Origin of the sequence: Falsihalocynthiibacter sp. BN13B15 (genome assembly GCF_041205415.1) — a bacterium.
GTDB lineage: Bacteria > Pseudomonadota > Alphaproteobacteria > Rhodobacterales > Rhodobacteraceae > Falsihalocynthiibacter > Falsihalocynthiibacter arcticus.
Genome location: NZ_JBGFCE010000001.1, coordinates 286,960 through 308,075 on the forward strand (window position 1 = coordinate 286,960; position 21,116 = coordinate 308,075).

The following is a 21,116-nucleotide window of genomic DNA, read 5'->3' on the forward strand; positions in this document are numbered from 1 at the left end:
CTATAGAGGCCAGACGATCAGAATCGTCGGCATTGCGACCGCCACAACCAGCACCTCAAGCAGGAAGCCCATACGCCAGTAATCGCCAAACCGATATCCGCCAGGTCCAAGGATGATGGTGTTGTTTTTGTGCCCGATCGGGGTGAGAAAGGCGCAAGAGGCGGCCACTGCGACGGTCATAAGCCACGCATCCGGATTCGTGAAGGTTGCCGCAGCCATCCCCATCGCAATCGGGGCGGCGATCAGTGTAGTTGCGACATTGTTCAGGAAATCTGACAGGGTCATAGTCACAATCATCAATGCAAGAAGCGAGACCCAAGCGGGGAAGCCGTCCGTTATAGAAAGAATTTGTGAAGCGATAAGTTCTGCGCCGCCAGAATTTTCAAACGCTTCTGCAAGCGGGATAAGGCTCGCCAAAAGAACGATAACTTTCCATTCGATGGAATCGTAAACATCGCTGCCCGACACGAGTCCAATCGCGACCAAGGCAATGACCGCGGCCGCAAGGGCAACCGGAAGCGCAACCCAACCCAAAACGGCGGTGCCAATTGCCGCTAAAAATATCCCAATTGAGAGGCCCGCTTTAGAGCGTTGAACGACTTGGGTCTTGCGCCCTTCTAGGGGAAGAACCCCCAGAAAGGCCGCCGCTGCCGCGTTTCGCTCGGGTGCGCCGAGAAGTAAAAGTACGTCCCCCGGCCTGATCGTCAACAGGCGCACCCTGTCTGTAAAACGGCGCCCATTACGCGAGACTCCTAAGAGGGTGACAGATTGGGAGTACAGGAGCTTCAATCCCCGCGCAGTGCGTCCCGCAATCCGCGCACCTTCCGGGACGATGGCCTCGGTGAGGGCCAAGCCGCCCGATGCGACGCCACCTGAGTGCTTTTCGGAGCCTGAAAACTCTAGGTCGCTTTTCCCCAGAAAGGTTTCAATAGATTTTGTTTCCCCCTCAACGACAATAAAGTCGCCAGCCCGTATTTCCTGCGAGGCCGCAAACCCAGGCAAGCGTTTCCCGCGCCGCACCAACCCCAGAATATTCAAATCGTGTTCTTCCGCGAGCGGGTACAGGTCGCCGACACTAGACGTGGTTTCCATGGATTTGTCGCCGACGCGCAGTTCGGCGATGTAGCGGCCCTTGGCGAACTCGCCTTCTTGTTCAAAAGCCCCTTCGCGTTTGGGCAGCAACCGCCACCCGATGAGGGAAACAAAGGCAATCCCCGCGATGGCGACCGTCAGGCCGACAGGGGCAAAATCAAACATCCCAAACGGCGCGCCAAGCACGTCCTCGCGGTAAGCGGCGATGACAATATTCGGCGGCGTCCCGATCAGGGTTATCATTCCTCCAAGAATAGTCGCAAAAGATAGGGGCATCAGCGACTTACTGACCGTACGTTTTGCCTTGGCGGCGGCGTCGATGTCGAGCGGCATCAACAGCGCCAGCGCGGCCACATTGTTAATAACCGCCGACAAACCAGCGCCGACGACTGCCATAACTGCGATATGCAGCGGTAGGGGGCGTTCGGAGTCCAAAACGCGTTCTGCAAGTTTTTCGATGGCGCCCGACCCAACAAGGCCGCGTGACACAATTAGGACTAAGGCAATGATGGCGACGGCCGAATGACCGAAGCCGGAAAAGACATCCTCGGTCGGCACCAGCCCCAAAATGGCGGCGAGCACGAGGGCTCCGAATGCGACGAGGTCATAGCGGATACGCCCCCAGACAAGCAGCACAAAAAGGACAGCGAAAATCGCAATAATCAGGGTCTGGTCAGATGGCATTAGGCAATACTTCTCTCTGTTGAGCGCTTGATGATAGTCTTACCATCAATTGCCACAATGCAAAGCGCTACCATTCCTCAAAGAAGCCCGGGCCAGATCAAAGTACAACGGCAGTTGTGTCACGATGTACGCTGGATCGTCTTGTAGTTGCGCCATTTCATAGACATCAATTTGCCATTTGCCGTAAAGTGCGGTGGCATAATCGGAATCCGAGAGCAATTCCGCGATTGTGTATTCCCCTTTCGTATTGCTTCCATGAAAATATCTACCAAAAGGGGTAGGTGATTTTGCAGATGCGGCCCAGAATACAGTCGCGACCCTTGCGTGGTTTACTTCGACGCCTTGCGCCCAAGGGGGATTGATAGTGTTGCAAACACTGCAGTGCCCTCAACGCGGTTTTCCGCAGCGAATTCCTTGTACCCGCGCAAGTTCGCATAAGCTGCCTGCCCGTTGACGGTAAACGAGTAGCCGATTTGCGGGCCAATGGCCGCGCCGCTGGATTTCAGCCCGTTGTTGGCAGGTTGCGGCCCCGTATCGCCGGTTAGCTGGCCATAAACGTACCCCACAAGGCCAACTTGCCAGTTTTCATTCAGGAACCGTGATGCGGACCAATCTAGGTGTGCGTCGATTCCGTTCCGATACCCCGTGTCACTGTTTTCAAGGTTGTAAGTTACGCCTCCGACGGAGGAAAACTCGATCCCCTTTGCCGCGACCGAGTTGTTTTGAGCCAGAGGTCCCGCCGCCGTAGCTATAACCTTGGATTGGCAATGCCCATTCCGCGTCGCCGTGCTCGATGCGCCGATCGGCCGCGTTAGAATCGAACGCTTATTCCGCCCCGATGTTCAAGATGACAGATCAGTCGCACCCGCATTCGCTGCGAAGGTGAAGACCTGCGCCTGATTGTGGGCATTGCGAGACTTGACCGGGCCCCCTATGCCTGCCCCGCTCAACGGCCCGCGATGTGGCAATGATGTCTGGGTACGAAAATCCAAAGCGATTTTCGCGCGCATTCCTCCGGATGACGGGATCGAGCCCATGCGAATATCGCAGACTTCAATTCAAGGAGGTGAGGACGTAACTTGGATGAAGTGGTCGGCGTATGCGTACCGAATGTTTGCCCAGAGGTACGAAAGGAAGGGGCGTCGCCGAGCATCGTTAAAAGTTGTTCTCGTAAGCAGCCTTCAGCCCCGCGACATCAAGTTTCACCATATTTGTCCTTTAGCCAGCCGCATTGGATGGGCTCACCTCCGTTAGCAATCAATGCACCCCAAATCCTGTCAACCTCAGCTTGATCCTTGCAACTGACCGACAAGGAAACCGCGTTATTGAAGGCTTCGCCCGCCCCTCCATTCAGTGCCTGATGAGCGACCCCTGATAGGGTGAACTCGACAAGGATGACGTCCCCAGCCTTGCCCGCAGGCCAGTCGATACCCGACCGCATAATGTGGTCGATGCGTGACTCTGGAAAGACAGAGACATAGAACTCTGCCGCTTCCTGCGCCTTATTTTCGAACCAAAGGCAGGGAGATATTTTTTGCTGAGGTTCCATAATATTTCACCGTCCGAGTCCAATTAAAGGGTTTTGGCGAGTTCTTCGAGTTGTCGCGCCGCCAATGTCCAGCCTTCGTGAAAACCCATTTCCTCATGACTTTTCCGGTCTTCAGCGCTCCAGTGGCGGGCGGTAGCGGTGTAACGAGTTTTGCCAGCCCCCGCATCCTTCAGGACGATTTCGCCCGTCATGAAGGGCTTTGCCGATGGTTTCCACGCTTGGGTATACGCGTCAGTAAATACCGGCCGTTCATTGGGCACGACCTCCAGATAGACGCCAGAATTGCGCATCTCCTCGCCATTCGGTCCGCGCATGATGAAAACGCTGGAACCACCGACTCGCAAGTCGATACTCTCAACTTCTGTTGTGAACGGTTTTGGCGTGAACCACTGTTCCAGGAGCACGGCTTCCGTCCAGCAACGCCAGATATTTTCGCGGGGTGCATCAAGGGTCAGTTCAAGGACAAGATCGTGATTGTTTTTGGAGTCACTCATAACGCTCAACCTTTGCGCTCACCGACAAACATGATCTTCGCGCCCTGCGGATCGTCAATCTGAATCAGCCAACCACTGTCGTCTGGTAACTCATTAGGCCCCATTCGAACGGTGCCGCCCGCTTTCTCCACCGTCTCTTTGGTTGCGTCGATATCGGTGACTTGCATCGCGAAATTCCAGAACGGCTGGGTGCCTTTTTCTGGCGCGTCCATGACGCCACCGATCATTGCGCCATCATGCATTATGAAAGTGTACTCCCCCGCAGGCCCCATCTGCATCGCGCCGCCATTTTCCCAGCCAAACAGTTTGCTGTAGAAACCGAGCGCGGCCTTTTGGTCGGAGGTTACCAGTTCGTTCCAGCAGAAATGGCCAGGCTTCATCGGTGTGAAGGCGGCACTATCTTCCTCGCTGGTGCCACGCATCAGATAGAAATGCGCACCCTGTGGATCGGTACAAAAGGCAAAACGCCCAACGCCGGGAATATCGGTTGGTTCGATATTGATACCCCCGCCAAGCGACTTTACCTTGACTGCCGAGGCATCGACATCTTCGACCCCGACATACATAAACCACATATTCGGCATGCCCTGCGCGGGGACGGGAGTTCGCATCACCCCGGCAACGGTTTCCTTCTTGGCAGAGGCGACACTGTAGTCCATCTCTTGTCCGCCCGGCATTTTTTCGAACGTCCAATCCATGACGCTTTCGTAAAATGACTGCGCCGCATTGGTGTCCTGCGTTTTCAGTTCATACCAGATAGGGGTGCCTTCACGATTGGTCATTGGTCTGTCTCCTTTGTACTAGTGAACGTTTGCAGAGTTGTTCGATTGTGCGGCGACGGGCCGCTTTAATGACGCTTATTGTTTTGCAAATGGTATCCGCCTTGGTCTCGAAAAAGTTAGTGGTCCGCGTGGCTTAATAAGCATGGGCGGGCATTGGCGCGTTCAGGACTCAATTTGGCGGACCTTACCATAGAGATAGAATACCGTAGGTTTGGTGAGTTGGTCAACAAAACCAAAATCGGCCAACAATGTCTGATGCGTTGTGAACCATTTGTCCTGCACACCGCCCTCCCACGTGGTGCCTTTTTACACCCCGAAACTGAGTGTAATCTCCATCTGGGGGACGTTATCCGAGGCGACAAATTCTCTAAGTCCCCCATTCCGCCGAGAGCCGCAACGAAACCATCGATATAGGCTCCACCTACGCTAGGGTATGGTATACGCCAAGGGAGTCATGCCGATTGTGTTCATCCTCGTCCCGAGCCAGATCGCCATAGCCCATGTCATCAACGAAGAAGAGAACGATGTCGAGCTTCTCGGACTGGCCTCGAACTTGGTGCGTTTCGCGTCTGAAATTTTGTTCTGCTCAGGTCTCGGAAGTGGCTGCGAAACCTGCACAAATGAGGGAGGGAATAGGGGACCACATTTTGCGTCCTTCCTAAATAGAAATCTAATTTTCAAATTCACTTTGGCGGTCTGTACCAAGTCCGAAAAATAGTCGAGAGGATTTGGGCCGAAGGGGGTTTGGAGAGCAGGGCGGAAAAATGCTTACGCTGCGGTTTAGCTGAACCAAATTGCGTCCGGTTTTCTCGCCTGTTTTCAAACCTCTTTTTTCAAAATATGCGCAATAGCCTCGAGGATAATCCCGTTGGTATTCAGGTCGGAATATCCCGCCATCGGAAGGCCGTTTTTCATGTATATTCCGGGAGAAAAACCGAAATTTTCAATGCGGGCGCGGGAGCGGACGTAATCGACCAAAGCATGGGAATATTCGTGAGGGTGAGTGGCCGCCCAGAGATACGCTGCCTTGACGCTCACGACTTCGATCGAACGTAAAAAATCGGGTTGCGTATATTGGTCGTCATCAGAAATAACCTGAACCCGCCACGGATTTGCGAAGTCGTCGATGCTATAGCCCTGATATGTAAACCATGGGGCCATATCTATGGGGCTTTCGGAAACGCAACGCATCGTGCCGGTCGTTTGATTGTCTTCAAGTTGAGCGGAAAATAACATGTCGGCAAGGTACTGGGTCTCTGGCGTGAAGCCCAGCTCGACACCTTCTAGAAGCAGTGGTTCGGCACCAATGCTTCCGATTTTAGACGCGCTGAAAAGCAACTCGATCACCGCATCCGCGTCGGTTCGCCCGTCTAATGGCGCGTAAGGGCTTTGGGCGGCGATGCCAAAAGCGGCGTATCCTCTCGCTGCGTAATTGGTGCAATGCGAGATGAAGCGATCATAGGTGAGCAGTTCCGAAACATCGTGCATCCGTCCGTCGTGGATGGTCTCTTTGAGGGACCAGCTGGCGGCTTTTTGTTCAATGAGATCGTTCAATGCAGGCGAAAAGGTTCTGAGCTGGTGAAAAGCATTGAGAAGGCGCCCAGTATCGCAAGTATTGAACGAAGGCGTCGGCTCTTCTTCGTAGGCCACATGAACGAAAGAGCCCGGGAGCTGCAATCCCTGAATCGTTACCGCTGGCAGCCCTTCGATTATACGCTCGGCCCAACTATTGAGCTCAGTCAGGCTCATCAGGTCAAGTTTCACTGCCGCGACCATGCCGAGGAGTTGGCTTCCGATATCCCACATCGTGGCGTAATCGAAGAACGTATTTACGTCATCAACAAGATAGGTCGTTGAAGAAATCAGGCCAGTTTCTGCGTTTGTGAACCTCTTGAAATAACGCCAAGCGAGTTTTGCATCGCGAAGGAGTAAGTCGCGATCCAACTGCTCGCTTTGGGCAAAGGCCAATTGTTCACTGTGCATTATCTCTTGGGTTTGATGATAGACTGAACTGAGCGAGTCGGCTGGCAGGATTTGATCCGCCAATGTTGCTACATCGGTTATCCAATAACCCGAATGGTGCTTTAGTCTATTGATGATGGCTATCGTCCGTTGCCGTTGCGCGGCGTTCCTATAGGATTTCTGATCAAGGACGAGGACGGTATCTTCGAGGATCCCGATTTTTGAGGCGGCCTGTGACGACGAATTCGTTTCGTCGATAAAATGTAACCTTGGCGGGTGGAGGCTTGCCTGATGATCGACACCAGCAATCAAGTCGATCTCGGGAAAGGGAACCATCGCAATCCGTGGCGGCACTCTAGGCGTGTTCTTTTGGTCAGACTCGTCGCCAAGCATGCGACAGTTTACGAGGCTCTCGTCGCTACTTTGGCCTGCGAGCGGACAAACATCTCCTCCATCCTCTTGCCAAGATTGAGCATGCTCGCCTGCCACGGTGAAATGAAAATTATGGGCGCGAAGCCACTCAGCAAGCTCAAGCGCGGCTTCGCCGCCGGGTTCGTCCGGCTTGCCTGTGACATCCAGCCGTAGGCCAATTACAGTTTCGGGGTCAGGAGATGCGCGGACATGGTAGTCAGTTGGGGTTGTCGGGACAATCTGCCGCGCCAAGGAAAATTCGGATATTAGGGATGCAATCTTGATCATTCGCTGGGCGGCGAGGCCACTATTCTCCGGCGTGAGACCTTCGAGAGAGAGAGCGAGTAAAGATCGCGTGCCGTCTTGAATGCTCGCGGTCAGCGCATTTTTGATTGAATCGAAGGACTCGTTTAGCCCGAAGTGCATCCCGCCAAAAATGTGCAGGACACTCTGGTCCCAGCGGCTGTCTGCAGGTTCGATCCCGGATTCGGGCAAGCTGAGAACCGTCCGAAATCCAGCAGCTCGTACGCCACCAGGTTGATACCTCCCCGACGTCCCGAAGTTTGCCACAGTCAGCACAGAACGAGTAAGTTGATGGTCCGACTGTGCGGTCACAAGCCCGTCCTCAAGAGCACGCCGCGCTTGGGTCGCCATTCGTGATTGAAAATAATATGGTCGCTCGGACAGCGTTGGCGCCTTGAGGACGATCTCAATTTGAGCCGGATAGTCGGCTATGAAACGGCGAAGATAGCCGGCCAAACTGCTATCAGGAAGAAGTGTGCCAGTGGCAATTTCTGGCGACACAATGCAACTGACAGGGATATTTGCGCTCACGAATGGCTCAAGGAGAGCGAGGAGGCTATCGGGGGGGGTGGTGGAGGTAATGCCCGTAAGAATGAGTTGAAACGATTTGTAGGGTGATTCGGCACGAGAAATAGAAGGCAGCGCAACCATAGCGGGAAGCTGAATTCCGAGCTGCAGCATTAGATTGCGGCGACTAATTTTCATCGTTCTTTGAACACCCTCTAATTATTCCAGAATAACAACACTGTGCACCATTTCGGCGATAAAAAAGGCCATTTTATTTTAAAAATACTAATGTCTTAAGTTGTTTGCAGTGATTTGCGTCAATTGCAAGGTGCCAATTTGTTTTACTTTATATTCAGGGTGAAGCTTGGCAATTGCAAAAATATTTCAATTTCTAGGCGGTGTTTTACGGGGATTAATACTTGGGGGGTGGGAAGAGTGACTGCGCATTTCAAGAGTTCTGGCTCGAAGAAAAAGGGCCCACTTGAGCGACTACCTGTATTTTCAGATCCTGCGCGTATTCGGTCGCGCAGGGTGGCCCTGTTTGCAGTTACTCTTATTTCTACGTTTCTCCTTTGGGGTGTCGCTTTGGGACTTCAAATCGCCAAAGTGGAGAATGTTGATTTTGATTTTGCACCTTTTGCCGCCCCCCTCTCGGAACCTCTGTTTAAGGTAACAGCCAAAGCCCTTACCCTCAGCGTTCAGGGGCTGGATGAAAACTTCACAGAATCCCCCTCACCACTCGGCAAAAACGCCTTGTCGAATTGCAATGGCCAGCGGGGGCGGCGCGACGCGCTCACACAAGGTTCACGCGATATCTTCGCATTTTTGCCGATTGAGCCGATCTGGTCCTATACCTCGCTTGAGGCACATTGCGCGCAGATTGACGTACTTGTACCTGCTTGGTACGAAATATCAGGGTTAGAGCGTCCCGTCTTGAATCTAGGGACGAAGTTTGAATATGGCGACCGCATTCAGAAGCTGATAAAATCTAATCGGGATGATTTTGCGTTAATGCCAAGTATATCCCTGCCCGAATTTAGCAGCATCGAAGATGTGGAAGCGCTGGTTGGCACGGCCAAGTTGCGCCAGTCCCTTGTGGATGAGGTAATCAATATTGCAGTGGCCAACGACCTCGACGGTATCTGTCTTGATACGAGCGGCTTTCCCTCCGAGACGGTCGGCTATTCGGCGGATATACTACAGCGGCTCAAGGTAGGTTTCGCGGGGCTTAATCTAAAAACCTGTTCGGTCATGGATTTCGATAACGAATTTTGGATGGATACCACCCTTGTTGCCGCGTCTGACAGGGTTGTCATCACAATGATACGCGAACCTTTCGCTGGCTCCTTTCCGGCACCAATAGCACCACAGCAATGGTTCGCAGAATCGGCTGACTTCGTTGCGGAACGTGTGCCTTCGGACAAGCTTGTTTTTGCTTTGGGAACTGGGGGATATGATTGGGAAAGTGGGCAGGTCGAACCGGTCAGGTCAGACTATACCTCCATAATCAGCCAGACAGTGTTGGATGAGGGGCAGGTGCTTTATTTTGATACCGACCTCAATAGCCAAGCTATCCGTGTTGACCGCGAGAAACGCCGCCACGTCAGCTGGTTTCTCGACGCCGCCTCTTTCCACAACCAACTTCGCGCGCTTGACGGATATGGTCTAGCGGGTGTCGCGGTTTGGACCATTGGGCGCGAGGATCCCGGTGTCTGGGATGTCTTGGCCCTACAGAGTGAATCCTTTGCTACTCTGAAGGATCGGCTTGCAACCGTTTCCGTTGCGGACGGCGTTCGCTATTTTGGCGAAGGATCGTTTTACCATCTGTCCTCCGAAGCCGTCTTGGGGCGCCGCAGTTTTGCAGGCGATCAGGGGGATGGCCTTATCCACGCACAAGACTACGCCGTCCTGCCTATGCCAATCCTCATTGAACGCTTTGGAGAACCCAGCGGAAACCAGATCACGTTGACTTTCGATGATGGGCCCGATCCGGTTTTCACCGCGAAAGTGCTCGATGTTCTGAAAGATAAAGGGGTTAAGGCCACATTCTTCGTCGTTGGACAGAACATCGCGCTTGCTCCAAAAGTCCTCAAGCGGATCGTGCGGGAAGGGCATATCGTGGGGTCCCACTCCTTTTTCCATCCTAAGCTTGAGGAGGTTTCACCAAGTCGGGTTAGGCTTGAACTCAACAGCGTGCAACGCATTGTTGCTGGCCTCACAGGGCATCGTATGGCGCTATATCGGACGCCCTTTGGCAAAAGCCAAGGGCCAGATACGGCGGAATTCGTACAACCGATCCGTGTTGCAACATCGCTCGGCTACATTGAGATGAGTAGCGACGTGGTTACATATGATTGGACGAATAATTCAGCCGAAGACATCCGTGAACATGTCCGCGAGGGGGCCCACAGGGGAAATCGAGTGGTTATGTTACACGATGCGGGGGGAGATCGAAGCGCAACGGTCAACGCGTTGGGGCCAATGATTGATGAGATGCGGGCGGAGGGCTATGAGTTTGTCTCGGCAACGGAAATTTTGGGGCTAAAAGTTTCCGATCTTATGCCGCTAGATGACAGTTTCGAGGCCCAGTTGCATGGCATGTCGTTCAATTTTTTGACAATGGCCAAATCGGCATTCATTACGATTTTTTGGCTAACTGTCGTGCTTGGCATTTTGCGCTCCCTCACAATTTTGTTTCTGGCGCTAACTCGACGACCCATCGGTCCGAGGGATCCCGCATACGAACCTTTGGTGACGGTCGTTGTCGCAGCCTATAATGAGGCGACGGTCATTGAAGCATCCATAAAGACGATCCTTGCCTCGGATTACAGCAACCTTCAGGTTTTGGTAATTGACGATGGTTCGAAGGACAGCACGGGGAACGTTGTCCGTTCCGCGTTCAAAAAGGACCGTCGTGTTAAGGTTCACAGACAGAAAAATGGAGGGAAATGGCGGGCCCTCAACGCGGCCTACAGGTACGTATCGACCGACATAGTGGTGGCGATTGATGCCGACACAGTTCTGCGCAAGGATGCAATCAGAAAGCTCGTGGCTCCCTTCAGTGACCCAAAAGTGGGCGCGGTCGCGGGGAACGTGAAAGTCGGAAATCGGCTCAATCTTCTGACGCGTCTCCAAGCAGTAGAATATATAACTGCCCAGAATCTCGAGCGCCGCGCATTCGACAAAATCAACGGGATGCTTGTTGTGCCAGGCGCGATTGGGGCTTGGCGTGTCGCAGCGGTCAAGGAGGCAGGGGGCTATTCAGGCGACACCCTCGCAGAGGACGCTGATCTAACCGTGTCAATCCAGAGATGTGGATACAGTGTGTGCTTTGTCGAGGATGCGATTTCAGTCACAGAGGCGCCTGCTACCCTTGTGCCTTTTCTCAAACAGCGCCTTCGGTGGACTTTAGGTATGATGCAAATGGCGTGGAAACACCGTGCCTGTTATACTGAAAAGCGTACCATTGGTCTTGTGTCGTTAACGGACCTCCAGATATTTGGCGTGTTATTCGCCCTCTTTGCGCCCATCGCTGATTTGGTCCTCATCACCACTGTCGGCGTGGCCATCAAGGAGTTTCTAGCAGGCCGACCACCGCTAGATCCTAACGCCTCATACATATTGCTCGCGGGATATATCTTACTGCCATTAATGGATATTATTTTGGCCGTTACGGCTGTACGCTTGGATCGGCGGAACGACGGTTCGGAAACCTATTCGCAACTTTGGGTCATCCCGTTCCAACGGATTTTCTACCGCCAGATGCTTTATTTCACCGTGTATCGATCCGTTTTGCGCGCCCTAACTGGGCGACTCGCGAAATGGGGAACCCTCAAGCGGATGGGCACGGTTAAGTTGAGCCAATGGACCTGAGCGCGGTCAAATCAGCTGGATAGGATTTGACAGTTGTTTGAAAGTTCTCCGGCAATCACAGGGTATCCGGAGCGCGGATTGATGATAAATGTGTGAACCGCAGTAATCCGTCGCATGCATTCATCCGCAATTTCCGGACCCGCCCTGCGACCACCAACATAGATGTCGAGCCACGGCAAACCGTTACGACCCGTGTGGCAGGGACCACCCTGAGGCGTGGGCCCGTCACCACAAACATCCTCAACGATGGCGTATTTCTGAATGGACCCAATATAGAAACGCGTACCTGAAGGGAAATCGAGAGTTTGTTTGCCGCCTACAATTGAGTGACCGACAGCAATCGTGATCGGATCATTGTAGGACCCTGTGCCTCCAGCTCGTTTATGAATGACCGGTCTTGCGATCGCAGCAGAGCCGGGCGGGGTGTTGTCCCAATAACTGTAGCCGGTCAAATAGGCGTTGAAGCTTTTTTCCTGGCCATTTGCAAGTTCACTCAACGAGGCATACGAAGTGTTCGCTCGGGTAACCTGCTCGCCAATCGCAGAGCTGCCGATGAGAAGAGACAGACCACTTAAAGCGACAATTTTTTTCAGTATCTGTTTCGACATTAGCCAAATCCTCATTCTGGTCCCAGTCTCATACCAGCATTAAGTTAGTTAATATTTAATTATATTTTGTCTTTCAGGCATTTTTGTGACAACGGAATGGCAAAAACTAGCGGCATCCGTAGAGACTATATTTAGTGGTACTGTAGATAATAGAAACTATTACTATGTCTAGAAGTTAAGCCATTGCGTATTAGATTTGGCATGTTTTTGCCAAAAATTGCACCAGATAAGACCTATTTAGGCCGATTCATGCCAAATTTAGGCTGTTTAGGCGATATCATCCCTTTTCTGGGACAGTCATCGGGCCGGTTAGACATTGCCAGTTTGAGGCGGTTCCGGTGGTATTATGGCTTATGGATGCGGCGAATCGCGTCTATTTCATTTTTTGCCGCATTCAATATAGCGTCTCTGACGCCATTAATCTCGCTGCAAATGTGGAGCTGGGTAATGAAGCGGGTGTGGGAGAGCAGCCGAGTGCAAAGGGGGCATTTTAAAGTGGGCTGCGACACGGCTTTCCTTGAGCCGCTCGAAATCAGTGCAAGATTAAGGGCTGTGTCATGGTCCTTGGAGAGACAGTTTGCATTCGCCCCGTACCGACCACCAGTATTATGCAAATTTTGATGGCGGAGCCGTCTCCCCCAAGCAAAACATCGGCGTCAAAATCTGCCAGAAGTAAGGGCTCAAAAACCGCTGGGTCGCCTTCGGGCCAAGGCTTCCAGTAATTAGAGAATAGTATAAATTGCCTCGTTTCGGATTTGCCAGCCGCCGTCCGTTCCCATTATTGGGTTCGCCGCAATGTTCTTTGACACCCCAATACTGCTTTTGGAAACAAAATAGTGATTGATAGCGCTACTTGTCGCCACGCAAAACAGCAAGGTTGATCCATCGACGCCGGGATATGCAGTCAACTTACCAGTTGTGTCATACTCCGCGACCGCATTATTTCCATTGGCCGCGAGCAAATCACCATAGGCTGCCCGCTGCGAAGTATCTTTATTGGTGTCTACGTGCCCTGCCGTTAGGGCGCCACCCTTCTTAAAGAGGGTCATGACGCAACCTGTAAACTCACCGCTGATTACTTCCTGCCCGCCAAGGGCCACTTGGTTTATCATGCCCGAGCGATACGGAAGAATCCGTACAGCTTTCATCTTCCCCTTATCCTTACGCTGCGAGGCGTCGAAGAATTCGATCACCATGGACCCGCCGACTGGCACAACTCTGAAGCATCCATCAAACCCGGGGCGACCGGAATTTACCAACTCAGCTAGTCCCATCAACTTGGTGCCTTTGTTCAAATATCCGCTTAGCATTGTCCACTCCTGTTAAAAAAAGCCCTCTAGGTGTGAGCGGGGGTAGAGCACTCCGAACAACATGCGCGTCTTGTCATTACAAAACAAGTTTTTATCTTTGTTCGTAGAGCCGTCGTCCCTTCTACAGTGCCTCCTTCGAGCCAACATCTTGCGCGTGGCAGGCGTCGGATTTCGTGGCTGCAAAAGCCCGATCGGTTTTTGATTATGGTTACTAATAAGGGGGGGGTGGAAGGCTGTCAGTCACAGTTTAAAAAGGGTGTGATTGCGGCCAATATTGGTCAGGCGTGGCATCGGTGTATGCCATAAGTCCAATACTGCGTGTTTTGACCGTGCGCGGCGATGACGCGCACGGCTTCTTGTGCGTATTTACTCAGGATCGGCGGCAAAAGGCATCGTGCCGATCCGCAGGAACGAAGCATGGTCCCCGCCCGTGTGGATCACGTGCCGCCCGTGGTTGTCAGGCACGAGGTTCTCGGTGCCTGGCATCGCGCCGCCCAAGGTGTTGTAGCCACCCACGATCAGCCGCAACTGTTGACCTGCATAAAGCAGCAGACCCGTTGGAAAGAGGTCAAAATCAAGCGCTACGATCTCTCCGCTGGCCAGTTTTTCGACACGGTCGAAACTGTGGACCGGCACGTCGTCGGTGGTTTTGTCCGTATCGAGTTGCCGCATTGAGGCCCGTAACCGCCCGTTTGACCCCTTGTAACTCAGGATCGAGGCCCCCTCACGGGTCATCTGTTGCATCTGTGGGCTTTTGTTCGGGATTGTGATCTGTTCCATCAAGCGCCCATCGGCGTCGAGCTTTTGCAAAAGTACAAAGATGTCCATGTCGTTAGACCCATCTGCTTGCGCGAAAAGACGTAGACGCGGGTAGCCAATGAAGGCGGTGTCTTTCTCTACGGTCATTGCAAATTCCACGCACCCATCTTTGGTGGTCGCGTCGTAACTTGCTGTTGCAGCAGAGGGTGCCTCGGTTCCCAATGTGCTTGTGCTTGCATCTAGGAAATATTGCGTGGCGACCGCCTGCTCGGGTGGGAATTGTGTTGCGGGCAGGTTGGTACGGTCAGCGCCTTCCAGATCGTGCAACGTGTATCGCACTGTTGGGGTGTCCTCCCAGCCGTTGTCGACATCCTTGAGGAAACGGTCAAAGAACCGCAGCAAGTCTGCCTGATGTTCCTCGATATAGTAGTCGGGCCATTCCATAGTGGCGTGGATGCGCAGCCATTTCTGCGTTGATCCCATGTCACGCCATCCGCGGAACGTGCCGGGGGTGTGGATCGAGTTGGAGTAGCTTGCCACCACATAAGCGGGGACGTCGATCTTGCTAAAGTCGGGGGCACGCTGTTCCCACAATTCATCGCGCAGCGGATGGGCGTCTGCGTCAAGGATCAGGTCTTCACGCTGGTTTTTGCCAATGTAGGCATTGCGCAGGGTTTTAGAGAACCCATAGTCGGGGATACCGCCGCGCAGTATGAGATCGCGGTAGATGTCGCTCATGCCTTCCCAAGGGGCGATGGCGGCTAGATGCGCAGGGCGTTCTGCGGCCATGAACCATTGCGAAACCGTGAGGTATGAATTGCCCGAAGCACCGACCTTGCCGTTGCTCCACTCTTGCGTCCCGCACCATTCTACCAAATCGTGGAAATCTTCACCTTCACGGCGGTTCCACCAACGGGCATCGCCCTCAGAATTATAAGTGCCGCGCGGATCAGGCTGGCAGACAGCATAGCCTTTGGCGCACCAGTATGCGGGATCTGGCCCCTCAAATTTCTGCAAACCTGACAGAATACTGGGGTCCATGCCCAAAAGGCTGAATAGATCGTCGTATTGAGGGGCGTTGCCACAGCTTTTGCCGTAAGGGCTCCACGCAACAATGACGGGCACTTTTTCATCAGATACAGGCCGCAGCACGTCAGTGTAGATTGTGGTGCCGTCGCGCAGGGTCACAGCTACGTCTTTATCCAAAATGATATCGACGGGCAGGGGAGCGAACTTATCGCTGACGCGAAAACCCTTGGGTAAAGTCACCGAGCCTGCGGCAAAGCCACTGAATAGCCCTTGGCGGGTTGCGTTATCTGGCAGAGCGGGCAGCTGTGCGAATGTAATATCTTTCATGGCTTTAACCTTTCCATGTGGCCGATCGCCGATGAACCACTTTTGGTCATCTGTTGGAGCCCGGCCGGTTTTGGGAGTCACGCTTTCCGTCGTTACGGGGTGGAGCGTGAGCTGGATCTGCGTTATATCAACGTTTGTAGGTATAATGAATTCACCACAGGAAATCAACGGTTGTTGATATTTCGATCTAACAGACGGTAATTGATATGAAAAAGCCTCAAGATACTTCACGCCTTGGTCGCAGGTCCGGACCAAACACAACCCGAAATGACGTGCTTCAGGCAGCACAAACCCGATTCGCTCAGGACGGTTTTAGCGCGACTTCTATCCGAAAGGTTGCGGCCGATGCAGGCGTCGATCCCGCGCTGGTAATGCAGTTTTACAAATCGAAAGACGGGCTATTTGCGGCCAGTCTTGCCCTGTCATACGAGGTTCAAGATCGCATCGCTGCCGCATTCGACGGACCCAAGGAACGTTTGGGGGAAAGCCTGACCCAAACCTTTCTAAGCTTGTGGGAGGAGAGCTCCGACACCGAGGCGCTGATGGCCACGCTGCGAGGGGCGACGTCGAACGACTTTGCCGCCGAACAACTTCGAGAGTTCGTTCAGGTCCGACTTTTGTCCGTTATTGGCCCAAAATTCGGCGACGGACAAGAAAGTGCGAGACGTGTAGGGGTCGTGATCTCGATGTTGATGGGTCTGGTGCTGACCCGTGATATGATCGGCATCCCCTTGGTGAAGAGCCTGTCGCGCAATGAGATTGCAACCATGATTGGTCCGTCAATTCAGAGCATTCTTGAAGGCCAGTGACATTGCGGTCATTTGTATATGGCTCTCGTTAAACGATTGAGCAATGCATGGTGACGCTCAGATGACCTCTGATAGGTCAAAACAGGCCCAAGGATTCGGCTTAGGCTGATAGTGTGCGGCGTTGATCCCCGCATTTGTTAGAGGTGTACGTGGTCGGGGTTTTTGGGTCCAAGGGCGGCGTAAACAAAGAGAGAGTTTGGCTCATCAGGTTGGTTTCATTATGCGGCGCGTTGTCTGTGATGCAAGGGGCGCGCTTCGAGCGTCTTTCGTTTGATCCTTTTTCGGTGATGCAAGCATGCCCTGCCGGTCAAAGGGTAACGCTGGTGATTATATTGATCGACGAAGGCGTCGATTAGCGCTTCGAGATCGCCGGGCAGGAAGTGGTTTTCTAGCAGGATGCGGTTCTTCCGGGCTTGACGCCATCACCCCACTAGCCCGGCGGTCGCAGCTTGCGGCGATGAGAGGGGGTCTTGTCCTGTGTCTGGGGATGATAGGCTTCGGAGCCCCCCGTGATAGCAGAGTTTTTCACATTTAGTTTTTGCCTGCAGCGTTAGAATTCCGCGTCGAATCGACTGTATCGCTGAACTCTGATGCATGACGAGACCAACGCTCCATGAGTATCCGTCGCTTATCCAGCAAGTCTGATCGCGCGTAAGCCCTCTCTACATCCGAGCCAACGCGATGCGACAAGCTCATTTCAGCAACTTCGCGCGGCACGTTCGCCACCTCAGAGGCCCAATCCCTAAATGTAGACCGGACCCCATGCACAGTGACACCTTCAATGGCTCGATGATCGCCAGAATTTCATCTGTCAACGGCACGCGGTGTGCTTCGTCAGTCTTCATCCGTTCTGCGGGGCAGGTCCAAAGGCTCTTCAAAGTCGACTTCCTCCCAACGCAAGCCTAGGACCTCGCTCGCTCGTGATCCTGTCAGGCAGGTAAATATTATCGCTTTTGCCGCCATCGCCTTGCGGCCTTTCAGGACGGATTAGAAGGTCGGCACATCTTTCCAGTGCGTCGCACTGTGGTGCTTGGGTTTGGCTTTCCCCTTCGGCAGAGCCTGTGCATCTCTAATAACCGTGACTGGGTTCTCTCCCGACCGAAACCTTTTTGATCGCGCGACGTCCAGAACAATCTTGATCCGTTGCGTTAAGCGTTTTGCGGTTTCATGATTTTCTGTCCAAATCGGCGCAAGGCACTTCATCACTTCAGGCTGTTCAATCGCATTAATCGGCATTTGTCCAATCTTGGGGAAGGCGTCGTCGTGCAGCGTATTAATCCACTGCTGGCCGTGCTTGGCGTTCTTCCAAGCTGGAATGCGTTCGATGTGAACTTGCTGAGCAACTTCCTCGAAAGTTGGTATCTTCCGAGCACCGTTAAAGCGGGGGTTCAAGCCCTGCTTTGCCATCCGACGATATCCCAGTGCCCGCTCGCGCACATGGTTTAGAGTCACAATGTCAGCGCCGCCCAATCCAAAGTCAGTGCGCAAAGGGTCACCCTTTTTGTTTTTCTGACCTTTAACAACGACGCGGACAATCCAGCGCCGCGCGCCGGACGGGGCGACAACAAGATAGAGGCCGCCGCCATCACCGTGACGCCCAGCATGAAGGTTTTCCACTAGCTTCTTAGTTAGTTTGCCAGTTAGAGCCATTTCAAAAATACCACATTCCATACCACTTAAAGAATGAGTGCGAGCATCATCGACAGAAACTCAACATAAAGCTATATTGATGTTTTTCCAATGAAATAAAGCAAAAGGGTCGCCCAAGGCGACCCACTATAGTCGTGCAAAATTGTATGGTGGCGGAGACGAAGGGATTCGAACCCTCGAACGAGTCACCCCGTTACTCCCTTAGCAGGGGAGCGCCTTCGACCACTCGGCCACGTCTCCGAGGAGCGGTTTAGCCCGTAACTCCCTAGAGATACAAGCCTTTTTTCGAAAAAAAATATAAAGAAGCCAAGTTCCTGTTTTTGTTGATTTTCCCCATTTTGCCCGGTTTCTACAATAAAAAAATTGTGCAAGTTTTTGCGAGCCCGAGTTCAAAAAACTCTGCACTGAAACAAGGGAGCTTAAGCGGGCCATGGTCCAACGCCTTACACAAAAATCGGGGCTTCTAGATTCTAATGTTGCTGATCTGTTGTAGCTGCTTAATGGGCTATTCTCGAGAAAATCTTTGTGTCTCGTTTTCCAATAGAGTGCTTCAATTAGGCAAATAAAATCCGTATCTGAAACTTCTGTGACCGTTATAAATGGGACCTTCAGCGTAGCGGTCAATAGGGACTAGATAGGGCTTTTATACTTCGGAACACCCGGTGATTGCATTGTGCCGCAGGGAGGAGGGGATGCGAGCGTCGTTGTTTGGGTGTTGCTCGCTTGATCAACTCGTGACTTTTTAGATGCCTTTGTCACATTCAAAAGGGAGGTCATCTGGCGTGACTAGTGCAAGATGACCTCTCCATAGACCAAGGAAACGGTTTATGTGTTGAAGAGGAAATGCATGACGTCGCCGTCTTTCACGAGGTAGGCCTTGCCCTCTGAGCGCATTTTTCCAGCTTCTTTCGCGCCAGATTCGCCATTGTTCGCGACAAAGTCGTCAAATGCGATGGTTTCCGCGCGAATGAACCCTTTCTCGAAGTCGCCGTGAATAACTCCGGCGGCTTTTGGGGCTGTGGCTCCGGCGGGAAATGTCCATGCGCGGGCTTCTTTGGGGCCTACGGTGAAATAGGTGTTAAGGTGGAGGAGTGCGTAGCCAGCCCGGATCAGGCGATCGAGGCCCGCTTCTTCTAGGCCCATTTCTGTAAGGAACATTTCGGCTTCGTCGGCTTCGAGCTGGCTGATTTCTTCTTCAATAGCTGCTGAGATGACAACTGTTGCGGCCCCTTGTTCGGCGGCCATTTTCGCGACGCGTGTGGAGAAGTCGTTGCCTTGGGCGGCTGCGGATTCTTCAACGTTGCACACATAGAGGATAGGTTTGGATGTGAGCAGTTGAAGGAGAGACCAAGCCCGCGCGTCGTCTTCGTCGACACTAATGGAGCGAGCAGGGTTGCCAGCTTCAAGAGCGGCAAGGGCAGCTTTTAGCAGGCGTTCTTGTTGAATAGCGTCTTTGTCGCCACTGCGTGTTTTACGTTGCAGGCCTTGAAGGCGCTTTTCGATGCTTTCCATATCGGCCAACATCAATTCGGTTTCGATGGTTTCTGCGTCTTCGACAGGATCGACGCGGCCATCGACGTGAGTGATGTCGTCGTCCTCAAAGCACCGCAGAACGTGTGCAATGGCATCACATTCGCGGATGTTGGCGAGGAACTGGTTGCCGAGGCCTTCGCCCTTGGACGCGCCTTTTACGAGGCCCGCGATATCGACGAAGGTCATACGTGTTGGGATGATTTGCTTTGAACCGGCTATGGCGGCCAATTTATCAAGGCGTGCGTCAGGCACCGCGACTTCGCCAACGTTTGGCTCGATTGTGCAGAACGGGAAGTTCGCGGCCTGAGCGGCGGCTGTTTTTGTCAGCGCGTTAAACAAGGTGGATTTGCCCACATTTGGCATTCCGACGATACCCATTTTGAAACCCATTACACACTCCATTGGCTGATGTTGGGGCGCATGTAGGGGCCATGTGGGGCCAAGGTCAAGCGGGGCATTGATTTCCGGCTGATTTTACCGCAAACCATAGCGTAAATGTGCCCAATCTTCGGGCTGGATATAAGAATGACATCGGGAATGGCTATGACACGGATCGACGATAAATTTGCTGAACTCAAGGCTGCGGGCAAAAAGGCCTTTGTGACATATGTGATGGCGGGCGATCCGAACTATGCGGAATCCCTTGAAATCGTGAAAGGTTTGCCGGGTGCTGGGGTGGATATCATCGAGCTTGGCTTGCCGTTTACCGATCCGATGGCCGATGGGGTAACGATTCAATTGGCGGGCCAACGCGCGCTTGCCGCGGGAATGTCGCTTCAGCGCACACTTGATCTGGCAACGGAATTTCGCAAGGGCGATGATACAACGCCGATCGTTTTGATGGGCTATTACAACCCGATTTACAGTCGCGGGGTCGCAAAATTCCTCGTTGATGCAAAGGCTGCGGGAATCGATGGCATGATCGTGGTGGATTTACCGCCCGAAGAAGATGTCGAGCTGTGCATTCCCGCTCAAGCCGCTGGGATGAACTTCATTCGTCTGGCGACGCCCACGACGGACGATAAACGCTTGCCTAAGGTTCTTCAAAACACATCGGGGTTTGTGTATTACGTTTCGGTAAACGGAACGACGGGTGCCGCAGAGGCCGAGGTTGGCGACGTGGGGCCAGAAGTGGCGCGAATTAAATCCCAAACCGACCTTCCAGTGATTGTTGGCTTTGGTGTTAACACGCCGGAAAAAGCCGAGAATATTGCGCGGACAGCGGATGGCTGTGTGGTTGGCTCGGCAATTGTCGCGCAAATTGGCGCAGGTAAGTCTGTGGCGGATGTTTTGAGCTTCGTTGCAGGCTTGGCCGAGGGCGCACATCGCGGCTAGCGGCCCCGTTTTTATACCTTTATGGATTGAGCCTCGCCATCCCGCGGGGCTTTTTTCGTTTCATAGTTCCGCCTGAAAAATTTCTGGTCTTGCCCGGGT

General features: G+C 53.1%; 15 protein-coding genes, 1 tRNA gene and 1 pseudogene. 4 read left to right on the plus strand and 13 right to left on the minus strand.

Features of this window, described 5'->3' with window-relative positions; translation table 11 throughout:
- Together AB9F26_RS01415 and AB9F26_RS01420 are read right to left on the minus strand one after the other, a co-directional pair.
- Positions 1-1,776 carry an SLC13 family permease gene (locus tag AB9F26_RS01415; RefSeq protein ID WP_369767109.1) on the minus strand — a complete coding sequence of 592 codons (1,776 nt, stop codon included), beginning with the start codon at positions 1,774-1,776 and terminating at the stop codon, positions 1-3.
- A 329-nt stretch (positions 1,777-2,105) separates the two neighbouring features.
- Positions 2,106-2,594 carry a transporter gene (locus tag AB9F26_RS01420; RefSeq protein ID WP_335585146.1) on the minus strand — a complete coding sequence of 163 codons (489 nt, stop codon included), beginning with the start codon at positions 2,592-2,594 and terminating at the stop codon, positions 2,106-2,108.
- Between the two features lie 143 nt (positions 2,595-2,737).
- On the opposite strand from AB9F26_RS01420, the gene AB9F26_RS01425 reads away from it, so the two are divergent.
- Entirely contained in the window at positions 2,738-2,854 is a 117-nt protein-coding gene (locus AB9F26_RS01425; RefSeq protein ID WP_369757517.1) for a hypothetical protein, read from the plus strand.
- A gap of 117 nt (positions 2,855-2,971) precedes the next feature.
- On the opposite strand, the gene AB9F26_RS01430 is transcribed toward AB9F26_RS01425, so the two are convergent.
- From AB9F26_RS01430 to AB9F26_RS01445, 4 genes are all read right to left on the minus strand, one after another.
- Positions 2,972-3,325, minus strand: coding sequence for a VOC family protein (locus AB9F26_RS01430; RefSeq protein WP_369767110.1), 354 nt, complete (start codon positions 3,323-3,325; stop codon positions 2,972-2,974).
- Positions 3,326-3,348: 23 nt separating this feature from the next.
- Positions 3,349-3,819, minus strand: coding sequence for an SRPBCC family protein (locus AB9F26_RS01435; RefSeq protein WP_369767111.1), 471 nt, complete (start codon positions 3,817-3,819; stop codon positions 3,349-3,351).
- A 5-nt stretch (positions 3,820-3,824) separates the two neighbouring features.
- Entirely contained in the window at positions 3,825-4,601 is a 777-nt protein-coding gene (locus AB9F26_RS01440; RefSeq protein ID WP_369767112.1) for a VOC family protein, read from the minus strand.
- Positions 4,602-5,420: 819 nt separating this feature from the next.
- On the minus strand, positions 5,421-7,982 hold the full coding sequence (locus tag AB9F26_RS01445; protein WP_369767113.1) for a DUF3131 domain-containing protein: 2,562 nt from the start codon (positions 7,980-7,982) through the stop codon (positions 5,421-5,423).
- A gap of 237 nt (positions 7,983-8,219) precedes the next feature.
- Between AB9F26_RS01445 and AB9F26_RS01450 the strand changes: the two genes are divergently transcribed.
- A complete protein-coding gene (locus AB9F26_RS01450) occupies positions 8,220-11,657 on the plus strand; it encodes a glycosyltransferase (protein ID WP_369767114.1) in 3,438 nt (1,145 codons plus the stop codon).
- 11 nt (positions 11,658-11,668) lie between these two features.
- Here the strand turns inward: AB9F26_RS01450 and AB9F26_RS01455 are convergent, their stop codons facing one another.
- The 3 genes from AB9F26_RS01455 to AB9F26_RS01465 form a co-directional block, all read right to left on the minus strand.
- On the minus strand, positions 11,669-12,265 hold the full coding sequence (locus AB9F26_RS01455; protein ID WP_369755087.1) for a hypothetical protein: 597 nt from the start codon (positions 12,263-12,265) through the stop codon (positions 11,669-11,671).
- Positions 12,266-12,987: 722 nt separating this feature from the next.
- Positions 12,988-13,575, minus strand: coding sequence for a hypothetical protein (locus AB9F26_RS01460; RefSeq protein ID WP_369755086.1), 588 nt, complete (start codon positions 13,573-13,575; stop codon positions 12,988-12,990).
- Between the two features lie 366 nt (positions 13,576-13,941).
- Complete coding sequence (locus tag AB9F26_RS01465) at positions 13,942-15,690, minus strand: CocE/NonD family hydrolase (RefSeq protein WP_369767115.1); 1,749 nt, start codon at positions 15,688-15,690, stop codon at positions 13,942-13,944.
- Positions 15,691-15,896: 206 nt separating this feature from the next.
- On the opposite strand from AB9F26_RS01465, the gene AB9F26_RS01470 reads away from it, so the two are divergent.
- On the plus strand, positions 15,897-16,499 hold the full coding sequence (locus tag AB9F26_RS01470) for a TetR family transcriptional regulator (protein WP_369755084.1): 603 nt from the start codon (positions 15,897-15,899) through the stop codon (positions 16,497-16,499).
- Positions 16,500-16,717: 218 nt separating this feature from the next.
- On the opposite strand, the pseudogene AB9F26_RS01475 reads toward AB9F26_RS01470, so the two are convergent.
- The 4 genes and pseudogenes from AB9F26_RS01475 to ychF form a co-directional block, all read right to left on the minus strand.
- Positions 16,718-16,921: pseudogene (locus AB9F26_RS01475) on the minus strand (IS3 family transposase); the annotation flags it as partial.
- 565 nt (positions 16,922-17,486) lie between these two features.
- Complete coding sequence (locus AB9F26_RS01480) at positions 17,487-18,149, minus strand: tyrosine-type recombinase/integrase (protein ID WP_369767116.1); 663 nt, start codon at positions 18,147-18,149, stop codon at positions 17,487-17,489.
- A 150-nt stretch (positions 18,150-18,299) separates the two neighbouring features.
- A tRNA-Ser gene (locus AB9F26_RS01485) sits at positions 18,300-18,389 on the minus strand.
- Between the two features lie 585 nt (positions 18,390-18,974).
- On the minus strand, positions 18,975-20,072 hold the full coding sequence (gene ychF / locus AB9F26_RS01490) for a redox-regulated ATPase YchF (protein WP_369767117.1): 1,098 nt from the start codon (positions 20,070-20,072) through the stop codon (positions 18,975-18,977).
- A 153-nt stretch (positions 20,073-20,225) separates the two neighbouring features.
- Here ychF and trpA point away from each other — a divergent pair, with 153 nt between their 5' ends.
- Positions 20,226-21,017 (plus strand): tryptophan synthase subunit alpha, encoded by a 792-nt coding sequence (trpA, locus tag AB9F26_RS01495; RefSeq protein WP_335587006.1) that lies wholly within the window; start codon positions 20,226-20,228, stop codon positions 21,015-21,017.
- Positions 21,018-21,116: the final 99 nt, after the last annotated feature.

Bases quoted from the DNA above. Each gene is read 5' to 3' on its own strand.
- AB9F26_RS01415 (WP_369767109.1), bottom strand. From the start codon at position 1,776: ATGCCATCTGACCAGACCCTGATTATTGCGATTTTCGCTGTCCTTTTT.
- AB9F26_RS01430 (WP_369767110.1), bottom strand. From the start codon at position 3,325: ATGGAACCTCAGCAAAAAATATCTCCCTGCCTTTGGTTCGAAAATAAG.
- AB9F26_RS01435 (WP_369767111.1), bottom strand. From the start codon at position 3,819: ATGAGTGACTCCAAAAACAATCACGATCTTGTCCTTGAACTGACCCTT.
- AB9F26_RS01440 (WP_369767112.1), bottom strand. From the start codon at position 4,601: ATGACCAATCGTGAAGGCACCCCTATCTGGTATGAACTGAAAACGCAG.
- AB9F26_RS01445 (WP_369767113.1), bottom strand. From the start codon at position 7,982: ATGAAAATTAGTCGCCGCAATCTAATGCTGCAGCTCGGAATTCAGCTT.
- AB9F26_RS01455 (WP_369755087.1), bottom strand. From the start codon at position 12,265: ATGTCGAAACAGATACTGAAAAAAATTGTCGCTTTAAGTGGTCTGTCT.
- AB9F26_RS01460 (WP_369755086.1), bottom strand. From the start codon at position 13,575: ATGCTAAGCGGATATTTGAACAAAGGCACCAAGTTGATGGGACTAGCT.
- AB9F26_RS01465 (WP_369767115.1), bottom strand. From the start codon at position 15,690: ATGAAAGATATTACATTCGCACAGCTGCCCGCTCTGCCAGATAACGCA.
- AB9F26_RS01470 (WP_369755084.1), top strand. From the start codon at position 15,897: ATGAAAAAGCCTCAAGATACTTCACGCCTTGGTCGCAGGTCCGGACCA.
- AB9F26_RS01480 (WP_369767116.1), bottom strand. From the start codon at position 18,149: ATGGCTCTAACTGGCAAACTAACTAAGAAGCTAGTGGAAAACCTTCAT.
- ychF (WP_369767117.1), bottom strand. From the start codon at position 20,072: ATGGGTTTCAAAATGGGTATCGTCGGAATGCCAAATGTGGGCAAATCC.
- trpA (WP_335587006.1), top strand. From the start codon at position 20,226: ATGACACGGATCGACGATAAATTTGCTGAACTCAAGGCTGCGGGCAAA.